We start from the raw sequence: 16,414 nt of genomic DNA on the forward strand, positions 1-16,414 counted from the left end.
GACGGCGGCACGCCGTGGCAAAGCGCCAAGGCGCGGAGCACTTCATGGACTTTTGCCGGAGCCGGCGGCAGACTGCGCCGACTCCCTGCCATGCGCCAACCGATGAACGCTGCCGTCCACACCTCCTACCCCAGCTCCGCCGGCGTGCGTCCGGCGGACCGTCTGGGCTTCACCCTGTTCCTCGCCGCCGCCGTGCACCTGGCGCTGATCCTCGGCGTCAGTTTCGCCCTGCCCGAACCGAGCCTGGTGAGCAAGACTCTCGACGTCACCCTGGCCAGCTTCAGGAGCGCGGAAAAGCCCAGGCAGGCCGACTTCCTCGCCCAGCACGACCAGCAGGGCAGCGGCAGCCTGGAGCACAAGGCCACGCCGAAGACCACCGAGCTGGCGCCGTTCCAGGACAGCGAGATCCGCCGCATCGAGCCGCCGGCACAGCCCAAGGCCAGCCAGCCGCCGCAGCCGAGCAAGGCCGCGGTCGCCACCCGCACGCCGCAGCCGCAGAAGACCCAGGCCAAGGCGGAAACCCCGCGCCCGCCGCAGCCGGCACAGAAGGCGCCGGAATTCGACAGCAGCCAGCTGTCCTCGGAGATCGCCAGCCTGGAAGCCCAGCTCAGCCACGAGCGCCAGCTGTACGCCAAGCGCCCGCGCATCCACCGCCTCAACGCCGCCTCGACCATGCGCGACAAGGGTGCCTGGTACAAGGAGGAATGGCGGCGCAAGGTCGAGCGGGTCGGCAACCTCAACTATCCCGACGCCGCCCGTCGCGAGCGCATCTACGGCAACCTGCGCCTGCTGGTGGCGATCAACCGCGACGGCACCCTGCGCGAGGTGCAGGTGCTGGAGTCCTCCGGCCAGCCGATCCTCGACCAGGCTGCCCTGCGCATCGTGCGCCTGTCCGCGCCGTTCGCGCCGTTCAGCGGCGACCTCAGCGACGTCGACGTGCTGGAGATCATCCGCACCTGGCGCTTCGAGCGCGGCGACCGACTCGGCAGCTACTGAGACCGCACCAGCAAGGCGTACGGCCCCTTGCAGCGACTGCCCCCACCGCCGAAACTAGGGCCCATGAACACAGACTCCGGCTACCTCAAGCACCACTTCCTGATCGCCATGCCGCACATGACCGATCCCAACTTCGCCCAGACGCTGATCTACCTGGTCGAGCACAACCAGCACGGCGCCATGGGTCTGGTGGTCAATCGCCCCGGCGAACTCGACCTGGCCGACGTGCTCGAACAGCTGCGCCCCGGCAGCGAGCCGGCCGAACACTGCCGGCAGGTACCGATCTACGCCGGCGGCCCGGTGCATACCGACCGCGGCTTCGTCCTCCATCCGCACGGCTGGCACTACCAGGCCACCCTCGAGCTGGGCGAGCTGGCACTGTCCACCTCGCAGGACGTGCTGCTGGCCATCGCCGACGGCAGCGGCCCGGACCGCCACCTGATCGCCCTCGGCTACGCCGGCTGGGAAGCCGGCCAGCTGGAGGCCGAGCTGATCGACAACGCCTGGCTGACCTGCCCGGCCGAGCCGACGGTGCTGTTCGACGTCGCCGCCGACCAGCGCCTGCAGCGCGCCGCCGCGGAGCTGGGCGTCGACCTCGGCCTGCTCACCAGCCAGGCCGGCCACGCATGAGCGCCCCGCGCCTGCTGCTCGGCTTCGACTACGGCACCCGGCAGATCGGCGTCGCCGTCGGCCAGGCGATCACCGGCCAGGCCCGCGAGCTGTGCGTGCTCAAGGCGCAGAACGGCGTGCCGGACTGGAGCCAGATCGAACGACTGGTCAAGGAGTGGCAGCCGGACGCCATCGTCGTCGGCCTGCCGCTGAACATGGACGGCACGCCCAGCGAGATGAGCGCCCGCGCCGAGAAGTTCGCCCGCCGCCTGCACGGCCGCTTCAACCTGCCGGTGTTCACCCACGACGAGCGCCTGACCACCTTCGAGGCCAAGGGCCGGCGCCTGGCCGAGGGCCAGCGCGGCGGCTATCGTGAACGCCCGGTGGACGCCCTGGCCGCCGCCCTGCTGCTCGAGGGCTGGCTGGAACAGCAGCCCGCCCACCCGCTTTGACTGCCCGAGGAGTGCCCATGACCCTGCCCGATCCCGCCGCCCTGCTGTCGCAGATGGCTGCCGACCTGCGCGCCCATCTCGACCGCCGCGGCATCCGCGACCCGCTGTTCGTCGGCATCCACACCGGCGGCGTGTGGGTGGCCCGCGCCCTGCTCGCCGAGCTCGGCCAGGACGACACCGCGCTGGGCGTGCTCAACGTGTCCTTCTACCGCGACGACTTCAGCCGCCACGGCCTGCACCCGCAGGTGCAGCCCTCGGCGCTGCCGTTCGATGTCGAGGACCGCCACCTGGTACTGATCGACGACGTGCTGATGAGCGGGCGCACCGTGCGCGCGGCGCTCAACGCCCTGTTCGACTACGGCCGCCCGGCCAGCGTGACCCTGGCCTGCCTGCTCGACCTGGACGCCCGCGAGCTGCCGATCCGCGCCGACGTGCTCGGCGCCACCCTGTCGCTGGCCCCCGACCAGCGGGTAAAATTGCACGGTCCCGCACCGCTCGCCCTCGAGCTGCAGACCCTCGCCGCCTCCCACTGAGAATTTCCGCGATGACGCCAACCGACGCCAAGCGCCCGTTGCAGCTCAACGACCAGGGCCAGCTGCGCCATTTCCTCTCGCTCGACGGCCTGCCCCGCGAGCTGCTCACCGAGATCCTCGACACCGCCGACTCCTTCCTCGAGGTCGGTGCGCGCGCGGTGAAGAAGGTGCCGCTGCTGCGCGGCAAGACCGTGTGCAACGTGTTCTTCGAGAACTCCACGCGCACCCGCACCACCTTCGAGCTGGCCGCCAAGCGCCTGTCCGCCGACGTGATCACCCTCAACGTGTCGACCTCCTCGACCAGCAAAGGCGAGACCCTGTTCGACACCCTGCGCAACCTCGAGGCGATGGCCGCCGACATGTTCGTGGTGCGCCACGCCGACTCGGGCGCCGCGCACTTCATCGCCGAGCACGTCTGCCCCGACGTGGCCATCATCAACGGCGGCGACGGCCGCCACGCCCACCCGACCCAGGGCATGCTCGACATGCTGACCATCCGCCGCCACAAGGGCGGCTTCGAGAACCTCTCGGTGGCCATCGTCGGCGACATCCTGCACTCGCGGGTGGCGCGCTCCAACATGCTGGCGCTGAAGACCCTCGGCTGCCCGGACATCCGCGTGATCGCACCGAAGACCCTGCTGCCGGTCGGCATCGAGCAGTACGGCGTGCGCGCCTACACCGACCTCGCCGAAGGCCTCAAGGACGTCGACGTGGTGATCATGCTGCGCCTGCAGCGCGAGCGCATGCAGGGCGGCCTGCTGCCCAGCCAGGGCGAGTTCTACAAGCTCTACGGCCTCAGCGAGCAGCGCCTGGCGCTGGCCAAGCCGGACGCCATCGTCATGCACCCGGGGCCGATCAACCGCGGCGTGGAGATCGAGTCGGCGGTGGCCGACGGCGCCCAGTCGGTGATTCTCAACCAGGTAACCTACGGCATTGCCATCCGCATGGCGGTCCTGTCCATGGCCATGAGCGGCCAGCAGGCCCAGCGCCAGCTCGCACAGGGAGACGGCCAGTGAAAGTCAGCATCCACGGCGCCCGCGTCATCGATCCGGCCAGCGGCCTCGACCAGGTCAGCGACATCCACATCGAAGGCGGCCGCATCGCCGCCCTCGGCGCGGCCCCGGCCGGCTTCGATGCCGAGCAGCAGATCTCCGCCCACGGCCTGATCGCCGCACCCGGGCTGGTCGACCTGGCGGTGAGCCTGCGCGAGCCGGGCTACACCCGCAAGGGCAGCATCGCCAGCGAAACCCGCGCCGCCGCCGCCGGCGGCGTCACCAGCCTGTGCTGCCCGCCGCGCACCAAGCCGGTGCTGGACACCTCGGCGGTGGTCGAGCTGATCCTCGATCGCGCCGCAGCGGCCGGCCACGCCCGCGTGTTCCCCATCGGCGCGCTGACCAAGGGCCTGGAAGGCGAGCAGCTGGCCGAGCTGGTCGCCCTGCGCGACGCCGGCTGCGTGGCCTTCACCAACGGCCTGGCGCCGCTGGCCGGCAACCGCGTGCTGCGCCGCGCCCTGGAATACGCCGCCACCTTCGATCTGACCGTGGTGTTCAAGTCGCAGGATGCCGATCTGGCCGAGGGTGGCCTGGCCCACGAGGGTCCCACCGCCAGCTTCCTCGGCCTGCCGGGCATCCCGGAAAGCGCCGAGACCGTGGCCCTGGCCCGCGACCTGCTGCTGGTCGAGCAGAGCGGCGTGCGCGCCCACTTCAGCCAGCTGACCAGCGCGCGCGGCGTGGAGATGATCGCCGCGGCCCAGGCCCGCGGCCTGCCGGTGACCGCGGATGTGGCGCTGTACCAGCTGATCCTCACCGACGAGGCGCTGACCGGCTTCTCCAGCCTGTATCACGTGCAGCCGCCGCTGCGCTCGCGCGCCGACCGCGACGCCCTGCGCGAGGCGGTGAAGGCCGGCGTGGTGTCGGCCATCGCCAGCCACCACCAGCCCCACGAGCCGGACGCCAAGCTGGCGCCGTTCGGCGCCACCGAGCCGGGTATCAGCAGCGTGGAGATTCTCCTGCCGCTGGCGCTGACCCTGGTCGAGGACGGCCTGCTCGACCTGCCGACCCTGCTCGCCCGCCTGACCTGCGGCCCCGCCGCTGCCCTGCGCCTGCCGGTCGGTCGGCTGGGCGTCGGCGAGCATGCCGATCTGGTGCTGTTCGACACCAAGGCGCAGACCCTGGCCGGCGAGCGCTGGCTGTCGCGCGGCGGCAACAGCCCGTTCCTCGGCCACTGCCTGCCCGGCGCGGTGCGCCACACCCTGCAGGGCGGCCGCATCAGCCACCAGGGCTGAGCACCGAGCGCAAACGACAAGGCCCGCCGATCGGCGGGCCTTGTCGTTGCAGCGCCGCGCTCAGAACCAGCGCGCGTTGCGGATCGAGATCTGGTCGTTGAGCGTCCAGAAGTCGTAGAGCACGCCGACGAGGAAGAAGCCGCCGGTGCACAGGTAGAGGATGCCGGTGATCCACTTGCCCATGTACATGCGGTGCACGCCGAACACGCCGAGGAAGGTCAGCAGGACCCAGGCCACGTTGTAGCTGGTGCGCCCGCTGTGATAGCGCAGGTCGGCCTCGCGGTCCATGCCGGGGATCAGCAACAGGTCGATCAGCCAGCCGATGCCGAGCAGGCCGAGGGTGAAGAACCAGAGGGTGCCGGTGACCGGCCTCCCGTAGTAGAAGCGGTGCGCGCCGAGAAAGCCGAAGATCCACAGCAGGTAGCCGATGGTCTTGCTGTGGGTGTCCCGGTTCAGTGTCGTCATGCTGCCCTCCAGTCGGAAAACGGGGTGACAGCCCGAGGCTGCCACCCGGTTTGACCCCGCTCGGCCTGCGGCGTTCCGCCGACGGGCCCCTCAGCGCCGGCGCAGGCCGCTCTGCGGCTCGTCGCTGCCTTCCAGGCTGAGACTGCGGGTCAGGTTGCTCAGGTGCTCGGCATCGGTCTCCGAGCCGAGCTTGATCATCAGGCGCAGGTCGTTGGCCGAGTCGGCGTGGGCCAGGGCGTCCTCGTAGGTGATCTCGGCATTGCTGTACAGCTGGTAGAGCGCCTGGTCGAAGGTCTGCATGCCCTGCTCGGTGGAGCGCTTCATCAGGTTCTTCAGCTCGTGCACCTCGCCCTTGCGGATCAGGTCGGCGGCCAGCGGCGTGTTGATCAGCACCTCGATCACCGCGCGGCGCCCCTTGCCATCGGGCGTCGGCACCAGCTGCTGGGCGACGATGGCCTTGAGGTTGAGCGACAGGTCCATCCACACCTGCTCGTGACGGTCCGGCGGGAAGAAGTGGATGATGCGGTCGAGCGCCTGGTTGGCGTTGTTGGCGTGCAGGGTGGCCAGGCACAGGTGACCGGTCTCGGCGAAGGCCACCGCGTAGTCCATGGTCTCGCGGGTGCGCACCTCGCCGATCATGATCACGTCCGGCGCCTGGCGCAGGGTGTTCTTCAGCGCCACCTCGAAGGACTCGGTGTCGATGCCCACCTCGCGCTGGGTGACGATGCAGCCCTGGTGCTGGTGGATGAACTCGATGGGGTCCTCGATGGAGATGATGTGCCCCTGCGAGTTCTTGTTGCGGTAGCCGATCATCGCCGCCAGCGAGGTGGACTTGCCCGCGCCGGTGGCGCCGACGAACAGCACCAGGCCGCGCTTGGTCATCGACAGCTGCTTGAGCACCTCGGGCAGCTGGAGTTCGTCGAAGGTGGGGATCTGCGTCTCGATGCGGCGCAGCACCATGCCCACCAGGTTGCGCTGGTAGAAGGCGCTGACCCGGAAGCGGCCGATGCCGCGGGCGCTGATGGCGAAGTTGCACTCGTGGTTGCCGGCGAACTCGCGGCGCTGGTGCTCGTTCATCACGCCCAGCACCGTCTCGCGGGTCTGCTCCGGCGACATGGCGGTCTTGGTCACCGGCAGGATGCGCCCGTTGACCTTCATCGACGGCGGCACGCCGGCGGTGATGAACAGGTCGGAGCCGCCCTTCTCGACCATCAGGCGCAGCAGTTTCTCGAATTCCATGGATTTCCTCGACGTTCCGGCGCGGCCGTCCGCCGCGCCGGAGACTGTATCAGATGCTTTCCGGTGCCTTGGCCTTCTCGCGGGCGGCCTCGCGGCTGACCAGCCCCTTGGTCACCAGCGTCTTCAGACAGGCGTCGAGGGTCTGCATGCCCAGCGCGCCGCCGGTCTGGATCGCCGAGTACATCTGCGCCACCTTGTCCTCGCGGATCAGGTTACGGATCGCCGGGGTGCCGATCATGATCTCGTGGGCGGCCACCCGGCCGCCGCCGACCTTCTTCAGCAGGGTCTGCGAGATCACCGCCTGCAGCGACTCGGAGAGCATGGAGCGGACCATGGACTTCTCCTCGGCGGGGAACACGTCGACGATACGGTCGATGGTCTTGGCCGCCGAGGTGGTGTGCAGGGTGCCGAACACCAGGTGGCCGGTTTCCGCCGCGGTCAGCGCCAGGCGGATGGTTTCCAGGTCGCGCATCTCGCCGACCAGGATGATGTCCGGGTCCTCGCGCAGCGCCGAGCGCAGCGCCTCGGCGAAGCCGAGGGTGTCGCGGTGCACCTCGCGCTGGTTGACCAGGCACTTCTTCGACTCGTGGACGAATTCGATCGGATCCTCGATGGTGAGGATGTGGTGGTACTTGGTGTTGTTGATGTAGTCGAGCATCGCCGCCAGGGTGGTCGACTTGCCCGAGCCGGTCGGGCCGGTGACCAGCACCAGGCCGCGCGGTACGTCGGAGACCTTCTTGAACACCTCGCCCATGCCGAGGTCTTCCATGCTCAGCACCCGCGAGGGAATGGTCCGGAACACTGCGCCGGCGCCGCGGTTCTGGTTGAAGGCGTTGACCCGGAAGCGCGCCACGCCGGGCACCTCGAAGGAGAAGTCGGTCTCGAGGAACTCCTCGTAATCCTTGCGCTGCTTGTCGTTCATGATGTCGTAGATCAGCGCATGCACCTGCTTGTGCTCCATCGGCGGCAGGTTGATGCGACGCACGTCGCCGTCGACGCGGATCATCGGCGGCAGGCCGGCGGAGAGGTGCAGGTCGGATGCGCCCTGCTTGGCGCTGAAGGCCAGCAGCTCGGTAATATCCATGGGGGTCCCCAATCACAAACTAGCGGGTAGAATGCCGCGACAGCCAGCGGCCGGGCAGGAAGCGGAACCAAATGTCCACGATCCCAGACAATATTGCAAAGGTCCGAACACGCATCCGTGAGGCAGAGCAAGCCGGCGGCCGTGCCGCCGGCAGCGTGCAGCTGCTGGCGGTGAGCAAGACCAAGCCGCCCGCAGCGCTGCGCGAGGCCTTCGCCTGCGGCCAGCGCGACTTCGGCGAGAACTACCTGCAGGAGGCCCTGGCCAAGCAGGCCGAGCTGGCCGACCTCGACCTCGCCTGGCACTTCATCGGCCCGATCCAGTCGAACAAGACCAGGCCGCTGGCCGAGCACTTCGCCTGGGTGCACTCGGTGGACCGCCTGAAGATCGCCGAACGCCTGTCCGCCCAGCGCCCCGCCAACCTGCCGCCGCTGAACGTCTGCCTGCAGGTCAACGTCAGCGGCGAGACCAGCAAGTCCGGCTGCTCGCCCGAAGAACTGCCGGCGCTGGCCGCCGCCGTGGCGGCGCTGCCCAACCTGTGCCTGCGCGGCCTGATGGCCATCCCCGAACCCACCCCCGATGTCGCCGCCCAGCGCGCCGCCTTCGCCCGCCTGCGCGCCCTGCGCGACAGCCTGCCGCTGCCGCTCGACACCCTGTCGATGGGCATGAGCGACGACCTCGAGGCGGCCATCGCCGAAGGCGCCAGCTGGGTGCGCATCGGCAGCGCGCTGTTCGGCGCCCGCGACTACCCTCACAAATCATCCGCGAGCCCCGCCTCCTGAGGCGCGACTCCCCCGAGCAGACAAGGAATCCCACCATGACTCATCCGCGTATCGCCTTCGTCGGCGCCGGCAACATGGCCACCAGCCTGATCGGCGGCCTGATCGCCCGCGCCGTGCCCGCCGCGCGCATCAGCGCCAGCGAACCGTTCGCCGAGCAGCGCGAGCGCGTCGCCCGCGAACACGGCATTGCGGTGTTCGAAGACAATGCCGCCGCGGTGGCCGGCGCCGACATCGTGGTGCTGGCGGTCAAGCCGCAGGTGATGAAGGAGGTCTGCCTGGCGCTGGCCCCGGCGCTGCCGGCCCATGCGCTGATCGTCTCCATCGCCGCCGGCATCCCCTGCGCCAGCCTGGAGCGCTGGCTGGGCGCCAAGGCCATCGTGCGCTGCATGCCCAACACCCCGGCGCTGCTCCACCAGGGCGCCAGCGGTCTGTACGCCAACGCGCACACCAGCGCCACCCAACGCGAGCAGGCCGAGGCGCTGCTGGAGGCGGTCGGCCTGGCGCTGTGGCTGGACGAGGAGGCGCAGATCGACGCGGTCACCGCGGTATCCGGCAGCGGCCCGGCCTACTTCTTCCTGCTGATGGAGGCGATGACCGCCGCCGGCGAGCGCCTCGGCCTGTCCGCCGAGACCGCCAGCCTGCTGGCCCGGCAGACCGCCCTGGGTGCCGCGCGCATGGCCCTGGCCAGCGACGTCGACCCGGCCGAGCTGCGTCGCCGGGTGACCTCGCCCAAGGGCACCACCGAGGCGGCGATCAAGACCTTCCAGGCCGGCGGCTTCGAGGCGCTGGTCGAGCAGGCCCTGCAGGCCGCCGCCCACCGCTCGGCGGAGCTCGCCGAGCAGCTCGGCCAGTAAGGAGGCACGATGAACGGACTCAATACCGCGGCCATCTACGTGCTGCAGACCCTCGGCAGCCTGTACCTGCTGATCGTCCTGCTGCGTTTCATCCTGCAGCTGGTACGCGCCGACTTCTACAACCCGCTCAGCCAGTTCGCGGTCAAGGCCACCAAGCCGCTGCTCAATCCGCTGCGCAAGGTGATCCCCGGCTTCGGCGGGCTGGATCTGGCGTCGCTGGTGCTGGCGATCCTGATCCAGCTGCTGCTGATGGCGCTGACCCTGCTGCTGATGGGCATAGGCATCGCCGCCCTGCTGCCGCAACTGCTGATCTGGGCGGTGATCGGCGTCACCGCGCTGTTCCTCAAGGTGTTCTTCTTCGCCCTGATCGCCAGCGTGATCCTCTCCTGGGTCGCCCCGGGCAGCTACAACCCGGCGGCGCAACTGATCAACCAGATCTGCGAGCCGCTGCTGATGCCGATCCGCCGCCTGCTGCCCAATCTCGGCGGCCTGGACATCTCGCCGATCTTCGCCTTCATCGCGCTGAACCTGGTCGACATGCTGGTGATCCGCAACCTCGCGGCGATGAGCCAGATGCCGCAGCTGCTCAGCCCGTTCCTCTGATGGCCTGGTTCCGCTGGGACGGCGCGGACCTGGTCCTCGACTGCCACCTGCAGCCCAAGGCGAGCAAGGACGAGTTCGCCGGGCTGCACGGCGAGCGCCTGAAGATCCGCCTCACCGCGCCGCCGGTGGAGGGCAAGGCCAACGCCCACCTGCTGGCCTTCCTCGGCAAGGCCTTCGGTGTGGCCAAGAGCCAGGTCAGTCTGGAGAGCGGCGAGCTCAACCGGCAGAAGCGCGTGCGCATCCGCGCGCCGCAGAAGCTGCCGGCCGAGCTGGCCGGCGAACTCGAAGGCGGCCGCCCGATGTAGGCTGCGCCATGCGCACCATCGCCGTGGTGGTGGTGCGCACGGCGCACCCTGCGCCCGCATCCGCCACGCCCTTGCCCCCCGGGGACGCGCTCTTTAGACTTGCCGACTTCACTTTTCGAGAGCAGGGTCGATGCCCACCGTCTTCGCGGAAGATTCCGTCGGCCTGGTCAGTCCCCAGGTCCTGCATTTCAAGGATCCCCTCCCGCTCGCCTGCGGCCGCCAGCTGGCCGACTACGAGCTGGTCTACGAAACCTACGGCACGCTCAACGCCGAGCGCAGCAACGCCGTGCTGATCTGCCATGCGCTCTCCGGCCATCACCACGCCGCCGGCTACCACAGCCCCGAGGACCGCAAGCCGGGCTGGTGGGACAGCTGCATCGGCCCCGGCAAGCCGATCGACACCCGCAAGTTCTTCGTCGTCAGCCTCAACAACCTCGGCGGCTGCAACGGCTCCACCGGCCCCGGCAGCCGCAATCCGGAGACCGGCCGCGCCTACGGCGCCGACTTCCCGGTGCTGACCGTGGAGGACTGGGTGCACAGCCAGGCACGCCTGGCCGACGCCCTCGGCATCGATCAGTGGGCTGCGGTGGTCGGCGGCAGCCTCGGCGGCATGCAGGCCCTGCAGTGGAGCATCAGCTACCCCGAGCGCCTGCGCCACTGCGTGGTGATCGCCTCGGCGCCCAAGCTGTCGGCGCAGAACATCGCCTTCAACGAGGTGGCACGCCAGGCGATCCTCACCGACCCGGAGTTCCACGGCGGCCACTTCCAGGAACAGGGCACCATTCCCAAGCGCGGGCTGATGCTGGCGCGCATGGTCGGCCACATCACCTACCTGTCCGATGACGCCATGGGCGAGAAATTCGGCCGCGAGCTGAAGACCGACCAGCTCAACTACGACTTCCACAGCGTCGAGTTCCAGGTGGAGAGCTACCTGCGCTACCAGGGCGAGGAGTTCTCCGGGCGCTTCGACGCCAACACCTACCTGCTGATGACCAAGGCGCTGGACTACTTCGACCCGGCCGCCGCCCACGACGGCGACCTGGTGAAGACCCTCGAACCGGCCCGCGCCAACTTCTGCGTGGTCTCCTTCTCCACCGACTGGCGCTTCTCGCCGGCGCGCTCGCGGGAGATCGTCGACGCCCTGGTGGCGGCGAAGAAGAACGTCAGCTACCTGGAGATCGAGTCGGCCCACGGCCACGACGCCTTCCTCATCCCGAGCCCGCGCTACATCCAGGGCTTCGGTCGCTACATGAACCGTATTGCCGTGTAAGGAAGTCTGTCCGACATGCGTGCCGATCTGGAAATCATTCAGGAATGGATCCCCTCCGGCAGCCGGGTCCTCGACCTCGGCTGCGGCGGCGGCGAGCTGCTGGCCTTCCTCCGCGACCACAAGCAGGTGCACGGCTACGGCCTGGAGCGCGATCCGGACAAGATCGCCCAGTGCCTGGACCGCGGCGTCAACGTCATCGAGCAGGACCTGGACCAGGGCCTCGACCACTTCGGCGACGACAGCTTCGACGTGGTGGTGATGACCCAGACCCTGCAGGCCGTGCACTACCCCGACCGCCTGCTGCGCGACATGCTGCGCGTGGGCAAGACCTGCATCATCACCTTCCCCAACTTCGGCCACTGGCGCTGCCGCTGGTACCTGGCGCGCCGCGGCGAGATGCCGCGCTCCGATTTCCTGCCCTACACCTGGTACAACACACCGAACATCCACTTCTGCACCTTCCGCGACTTCGAGGCGCTGTGCCGCGAGCAGCAGCTGCGCGTGCTCGACCGCCTGGCCGTGGACCGCGACCACCGCCTGCGTGCGCTCGCCCGGCTGTGGCCTAATCTGTTGGGTGAGATCGGCATCTACCGCGTTACCCGCTGAAAGGAGAACTGCCCATGCGTCGTCTAGCTCTCATGCTGCTCACCCTGAGCCTGGCCCTGCCGGCCGCCGCCGAGCGTCTGCAACGCTTCGGCGACCTCGAGGTGCACTACAACGTGTTCAACTCCAGCTTCCTGCAGCCGGACATCGCCGCCGCCTCCGGGCTGACCCGCAGCAAGACCCAGGGCGTGGTCAACGTCGCCGTGATGCGCGCCGGCAAGGCGGTGCCGGCCGCCGCGGTCAGCGGCACGGTGAAGAACCTGCTCGGCCAGAGCAAGCCGCTGGCCTTCCAGCGCGTCAGCGAGGGTGAAGGCGACAAGCAGGCGGTCTACCACCTGGCGCAGTTCCCGGTGACCGAGCGCGAGGTGCTGACCTTCGACCTCAAGGTGCAGGAAGGCGGCGCCACCCACAACCTCACCTTCAACCAGGAAGTGTTCCCCGACGAATGAAAGCCCTGACCGAACTGGTGCTGGCCAGCCACAACGCCGGCAAGCTCAAGGAACTGCAGGCCATGCTGGGCGACGCCGTGCGCGTGCGCTCGGTCGCCGAGTTCAGCACCGTCGAACCGGAAGAGACCGGCCTGTCGTTCGTCGAGAACGCCATTCTCAAGGCCCGCCACGCCGCCCGGGTGTCAGGCCTGCCGGCGCTGGCCGACGACTCCGGCCTCGCCGTGGACGCCCTCGGCGGCGCGCCGGGCATCTACTCGGCGCGCTACGCCGGCGGCAAGGACGACGCGGCCAACAACGCCAAGCTGCTCGCCGAACTGGCGGACGTGCCGGACGCCGAGCGCGGCGCCCAGTTCGTCTGCGCCCTAGCCTTGGTCCGCCATGCCGACGACCCGCTGCCGATCCTCTGCGAGGGCCTCTGGCACGGTCGCATCCTGCATGAGGCGCGCGGCGAGCACGGCTTCGGCTACGACCCGCTGTTCTGGGTGCCCGAATGCGACTGCGCCAGCGCCGAGCTGCCCGCCGCCGAGAAGAACCGCCTGAGCCACCGCGCCCGTGCCATGGCCCAGCTCAAGCAGCGGCTGGGGCTCGCTTGAGCCTGTTCCAGCTGCCGCCGCTGGCGCTGTACGTGCACATCCCGTGGTGCGTGCGCAAGTGTCCGTACTGCGACTTCAACTCCCATGCCGCCGGCCCCGAGCTGCCGGAGGAGGCCTACGTCGACGCCCTGCTCGCCGACCTCGACCTTGACCTTCCCGCCGCCCACGGCCGCGAGCTGGGCTCGATCTTCTTCGGCGGCGGCACACCCAGCCTGTTCTCGGCGCGCGCCCTCGACAGCCTGCTGCAGGGTGTCGAGCGGCGCCTGGGCTTCGCCCGCGACATCGAGATCACCCTCGAGGCCAATCCCGGCACCTTCGAGCAGGCCAAGTTCCGCGACTACCGCAGCCTCGGCATCAACCGCCTGTCGATCGGCGTGCAGAGCTTCCAGACCGAGCAGCTCAAGGCACTGGGGCGCATCCACGACGGCCTCGAGGCGGTGCGCGCCGCCGGGATGGCCCGCGCGGCCGGCTTCGACAACTTCAACCTCGACCTGATGCACGGCCTGCCCGGCCAGGACGTCGAAGGCGCGCTGGCCGACCTGCGCCAGGCCATCGACCTGGGGCCGACCCACCTGTCCTGGTACCAGCTGACTCTGGAGCCGAACACGCTGTTCTGGAGCCAGCCGCCGGAGATCCCCGAGGACGACATCCTCTGGGACATCCAGGAGGCCGGCCAGGCGCTGCTCGCCGCCGAGGGCTTCGCCCAGTACGAGACCTCGGCCTACGCCCGCGATGGTCGCCGCGCCCGGCACAACCTCAACTACTGGACCTTCGGCGACTTCCTCGGCATCGGCGCCGGCGCCCACGCCAAGCTGAGCGAGCCGGACGGGCGCATCCGCCGCAGCTGGAAGACCCGCCTGCCCAGGGACTATCTCGACCCGGCCAAGCGCTTCCAGGCCGGCGAGCGGGTACTGGAGGCGAGCGAGCTGCCCTTCGAGTTCCTGATGAACGCCCTGCGCCTCACCGCGGGCGTGCCGGCCGCGCTGTTCGAGCAGCGCACCGGCCTGCCGCTGGCCACCCTCGCCGAGGGCTGCGCCGCGGCGCGCGCGGCCGGGCTGCTGGACAGCGATCCGCAGTGGCTCAGGCCCACCGCCCGCGGCCAGCTGTTCCTCAACGACCTGCTGCAGCACTTCCTGCCCTGAAAGGACGTCCAGCCCCGTTCGCGGGGCTACGACCATCCGCTGCCGCCCCCCGGCTGGCAGCACGCAAAAACCTGATAGACTGCGCGTCAATTCTGTGATCGCCGACAAGGAGTCTGCATGGAAGCCATGCTCGAGCTTTTCGTCACCGCTTCGCGCTGGTGCCGTGGTCATCTCGACGAGATCGCGCTGGGCCTGATGGCCGCCCTGCTGGTCGTACTGGGCCCCAGCTTCAAGGCATGGACGCAACAGAGAGTCGGCAGCATGAACTTCGTGCTGCGCACCCTGATGTTCGTTGCCCTCTGCGCCGCAGTGTATGGCGCTGCCATCGTCTACCTGCCGCCCTGGCTGGTCAGGGGGCTGGAGCAGCTGAACAACTACACCCTGGCGCCGGTGCTGGTCACCACCCTGGTCGCCATCGGCATGCTGGCCGAGCGCAACTGAGGCCCGCCTGCCGGGTGGCCGGCAACGCGCAAGCCGGGCGATGCCCGGCTTGCGCGATCTCGATCAGTCGACGCGCTGGAACTTGAGGTCCCACACGCCGTGGCCGAGGCGCTCGCCGCGACGCTCGAACTTGGTGACCGGGCGCTCCTCCGGGCGCGGCACGTAGCCGCCGTCCGCCGCCAGGTTGCGGTAGCCGGGCGCCGCGCTCATCACCTCGAGCATGTGCTCGGCATAGGGCTGCCAGTCGGTGGCCATGTGCAGCACGCCACCGACCCTGAGCTTCTGCCGCACCAGCTCGGCGAACGCCGGCTGCACGATGCGGCGCTTGTTGTGCTTGGCCTTGTGCCAGGGATCGGGGAAGAACAGCAGCACGCGATCCAGGCTGGCGTCGGCCACGCACTGGCGCAGCACGTCCAGCGCATCGCAGCTGTACACGCGGATGTTGGTCAGGTCCTGCGCCAGGGCGCCGCTGAGCAGGGCGCCGACGCCCGGCCTGTGCACCTCGACGCCGATGAAGTCCTGCTCCGGCGCCGCGGCGGCCATCTCCAGGGTCGCGTGGCCCATGCCGAAGCCGATCTCGAAGGTGCGCGGCGCGGTGCGTCCGAACAGCTGGTCGAAGTCGCGCAGGCCGTCCTCCAGCTGCAGGCCGAACTTCGGCCAGCCCAGCTCGAGGCCGCGCTGCTGCCCTTCCGTCATGCGCCCGGCGCGCATCACGAAGCTCTTGATGGTGCGCATCCGCCGCGCTTCGCCGGCGGTGTCCGGCGCTTGTTGGATTTCGTCGGTCATGAACCCTTCCTGAAAGACGAACGAGCCCTGCCGCAGGGCAGGGCTCGCGTGTGGGGAGGACGGCGCCGGGCGCCGTCCGGACGATTAACGGATCAAGCCTTCCAGCGGCGACGAGGCGCTGGCGTACAGCTTCTTCGGCATGCGCCCGGCCAGGTAGGCCAGGCGGCCGGCGACGATGGCGTGCTTCATCGCCTCGGCCATCAGCACCGGATCCTGGGCGTGGGCGATGGCGCTGTTCATCAGCACCGCCTCGCAGCCCAGCTCCATGGCGATGGTGGCGTCGGAGGCGGTGCCCACGCCGGCATCCACCAGCACCGGCACGCTGGCCTCCTCGAGGATGATGCGCAGGTTGTACGGGTTGCAGATGCCCAGGCCCGTGCCGATCAGGCCGGCCAGCGGCATCACCGCGATGCAGCCGATCTCGGCCAGCTGGCGGGCGATGATCGGATCGTCGCTGGTGTAGACCATCACGTCGAAACCGTCCCTGACCAGCACTTCGGCGGCCTTGAGGGTCTCGATGACGTTGGGGAACAGGGTCTTCTGGTCGGCCAGCACTTCCAGCTTGACCAGATTGTGACCGTCGAGCAGCTCGCGGGCCAGGCGGCAGGTGCGCACCGCCTCCACCGCGTCGTAGCAGCCAGCGGTGTTGGGCAGGATGGTGTACTTGTCCGGGCTGATCACGTCGAGCAGATTCGGCTCGCCGGGATTCTGGCCGATGTTGGTGCGGCGCACGGCGACGGTGACGATCTCCGCGCCGGAAGCCTCGATGGCGCGGCGGGTCTCGTCGAGATCCTTGTACTTGCCGGTACCGACCAGCAGGCGCGAGTTGTAGGTGCGGCCGGCGAGAACCAGCGGCTTGTCGGTGCGGGAGGACTGGGTCATGGGAGGCTCCATTCGAACGGGCGGAAACGGGGGACGGACGGGCTC

General features: G+C 69.4%; 21 protein-coding genes. 16 read left to right on the top strand and 5 right to left on the bottom strand.

Features of this window, described 5'->3' with window-relative positions; genetic code table 11:
• Positions 1-102 precede the first annotated feature (102 nt).
• The 6 genes from SK095_RS13405 to SK095_RS13430 all read left to right on the top strand — a co-directional run bounded on the left by SK095_RS13405 (position 103) and on the right by SK095_RS13430 (position 4,874).
• The gene (locus tag SK095_RS13405) at positions 103-996 is read left to right on the top strand and encodes an energy transducer TonB (RefSeq protein ID WP_201487409.1); all 894 of its coding nucleotides are present in this window, start codon (positions 103-105) and stop codon (positions 994-996) included.
• A gap of 63 nt (positions 997-1,059) precedes the next feature.
• Positions 1,060-1,626, top strand: a complete 567-nt coding sequence (locus SK095_RS13410; protein ID WP_320546570.1) for a YqgE/AlgH family protein — start codon at positions 1,060-1,062, stop codon at positions 1,624-1,626.
• Complete coding sequence (gene ruvX, locus SK095_RS13415) at positions 1,623-2,057, top strand: Holliday junction resolvase RuvX (RefSeq protein WP_136490461.1); 435 nt, start codon at positions 1,623-1,625, stop codon at positions 2,055-2,057. Before SK095_RS13410 ends, ruvX begins: the two co-directional genes overlap by 4 nt.
• 17 nt (positions 2,058-2,074) lie before the next feature.
• Entirely contained in the window at positions 2,075-2,590 is a 516-nt protein-coding gene (gene pyrR, locus SK095_RS13420; protein WP_136490460.1) for a bifunctional pyr operon transcriptional regulator/uracil phosphoribosyltransferase PyrR, read from the top strand.
• Between the two features lie 11 nt (positions 2,591-2,601).
• On the top strand, positions 2,602-3,606 hold the full coding sequence (locus tag SK095_RS13425) for an aspartate carbamoyltransferase catalytic subunit (RefSeq protein WP_136490459.1): 1,005 nt from the start codon (positions 2,602-2,604) through the stop codon (positions 3,604-3,606).
• Complete coding sequence (locus SK095_RS13430; protein WP_136490458.1) at positions 3,603-4,874, top strand: dihydroorotase; 1,272 nt, start codon at positions 3,603-3,605, stop codon at positions 4,872-4,874. Before SK095_RS13425 ends, SK095_RS13430 begins: the two co-directional genes overlap by 4 nt.
• 60 nt (positions 4,875-4,934) lie before the next feature.
• Here the strand turns inward: SK095_RS13430 and SK095_RS13435 are convergent, their stop codons facing one another.
• From SK095_RS13435 to SK095_RS13445, 3 genes are all read right to left on the bottom strand, one after another.
• A complete protein-coding gene (locus SK095_RS13435; RefSeq protein ID WP_136490457.1) occupies positions 4,935-5,339 on the bottom strand; it encodes an NINE protein in 405 nt (134 codons plus the stop codon).
• Positions 5,340-5,429: 90 nt separating this feature from the next.
• Positions 5,430-6,578: a PilT/PilU family type 4a pilus ATPase gene (locus tag SK095_RS13440; RefSeq protein WP_136490456.1), complete on the bottom strand. Its 1,149-nt coding sequence runs from the start codon at positions 6,576-6,578 to the stop codon at positions 5,430-5,432.
• A 49-nt stretch (positions 6,579-6,627) separates the two neighbouring features.
• Positions 6,628-7,662, bottom strand: a complete 1,035-nt coding sequence (locus tag SK095_RS13445; RefSeq protein ID WP_136490455.1) for a type IV pilus twitching motility protein PilT — start codon at positions 7,660-7,662, stop codon at positions 6,628-6,630.
• A gap of 71 nt (positions 7,663-7,733) precedes the next feature.
• Between SK095_RS13445 and SK095_RS13450 the strand changes: the two genes are divergently transcribed.
• The 10 genes from SK095_RS13450 (at position 7,734) to SK095_RS13495 (ending at position 14,701) form a co-directional block, all read left to right on the top strand.
• Positions 7,734-8,441 (top strand): YggS family pyridoxal phosphate-dependent enzyme, encoded by a 708-nt coding sequence (locus SK095_RS13450; protein ID WP_320546571.1) that lies wholly within the window; start codon positions 7,734-7,736, stop codon positions 8,439-8,441.
• A 35-nt stretch (positions 8,442-8,476) separates the two neighbouring features.
• Positions 8,477-9,295, top strand: a complete 819-nt coding sequence (gene proC / locus SK095_RS13455) for a pyrroline-5-carboxylate reductase (RefSeq protein ID WP_320546572.1) — start codon at positions 8,477-8,479, stop codon at positions 9,293-9,295.
• Positions 9,296-9,304: 9 nt separating this feature from the next.
• Entirely contained in the window at positions 9,305-9,898 is a 594-nt protein-coding gene (locus SK095_RS13460; protein ID WP_320546573.1) for a YggT family protein, read from the top strand.
• Positions 9,898-10,203: a DUF167 domain-containing protein gene (locus SK095_RS13465; protein WP_320546574.1), complete on the top strand. Its 306-nt coding sequence runs from the start codon at positions 9,898-9,900 to the stop codon at positions 10,201-10,203. Before SK095_RS13460 ends, SK095_RS13465 begins: the two co-directional genes overlap by 1 nt.
• Before the next feature lie 130 nt (positions 10,204-10,333).
• On the top strand, positions 10,334-11,473 hold the full coding sequence (gene metX, locus SK095_RS13470; protein WP_320546575.1) for a homoserine O-succinyltransferase MetX: 1,140 nt from the start codon (positions 10,334-10,336) through the stop codon (positions 11,471-11,473).
• A gap of 15 nt (positions 11,474-11,488) precedes the next feature.
• Positions 11,489-12,079, top strand: coding sequence for a methionine biosynthesis protein MetW (gene metW / locus SK095_RS13475; RefSeq protein WP_320546576.1), 591 nt, complete (start codon positions 11,489-11,491; stop codon positions 12,077-12,079).
• A gap of 14 nt (positions 12,080-12,093) precedes the next feature.
• Entirely contained in the window at positions 12,094-12,525 is a 432-nt protein-coding gene (locus SK095_RS13480; RefSeq protein WP_136490448.1) for a DUF4426 domain-containing protein, read from the top strand.
• Complete coding sequence (gene rdgB, locus SK095_RS13485; protein WP_320546577.1) at positions 12,522-13,118, top strand: RdgB/HAM1 family non-canonical purine NTP pyrophosphatase; 597 nt, start codon at positions 12,522-12,524, stop codon at positions 13,116-13,118. Before SK095_RS13480 ends, rdgB begins: the two co-directional genes overlap by 4 nt.
• 20 nt (positions 13,119-13,138) lie before the next feature.
• On the top strand, positions 13,139-14,260 hold the full coding sequence (hemW, locus tag SK095_RS13490; RefSeq protein WP_414153890.1) for a radical SAM family heme chaperone HemW: 1,122 nt from the start codon (positions 13,139-13,141) through the stop codon (positions 14,258-14,260).
• Between the two features lie 117 nt (positions 14,261-14,377).
• Positions 14,378-14,701, top strand: a complete 324-nt coding sequence (locus SK095_RS13495; protein ID WP_136490445.1) for a DUF3392 domain-containing protein — start codon at positions 14,378-14,380, stop codon at positions 14,699-14,701.
• Positions 14,702-14,764: 63 nt separating this feature from the next.
• On the opposite strand, the gene trmB is transcribed toward SK095_RS13495, so the two are convergent.
• Both trmB and SK095_RS13505 read right to left on the bottom strand, forming a co-directional pair.
• On the bottom strand, positions 14,765-15,436 hold the full coding sequence (gene trmB / locus SK095_RS13500; RefSeq protein WP_218569059.1) for a tRNA (guanosine(46)-N7)-methyltransferase TrmB: 672 nt from the start codon (positions 15,434-15,436) through the stop codon (positions 14,765-14,767).
• A 135-nt stretch (positions 15,437-15,571) separates the two neighbouring features.
• Positions 15,572-16,369 (bottom strand): thiazole synthase, encoded by a 798-nt coding sequence (locus SK095_RS13505; RefSeq protein ID WP_320546579.1) that lies wholly within the window; start codon positions 16,367-16,369, stop codon positions 15,572-15,574.
• Positions 16,370-16,414: the final 45 nt, after the last annotated feature.

Origin of the sequence: Pseudomonas sp. AN-1 (assembly GCF_034057115.1) — a bacterium.
Classification (GTDB): domain Bacteria; phylum Pseudomonadota; class Gammaproteobacteria; order Pseudomonadales; family Pseudomonadaceae; genus Geopseudomonas.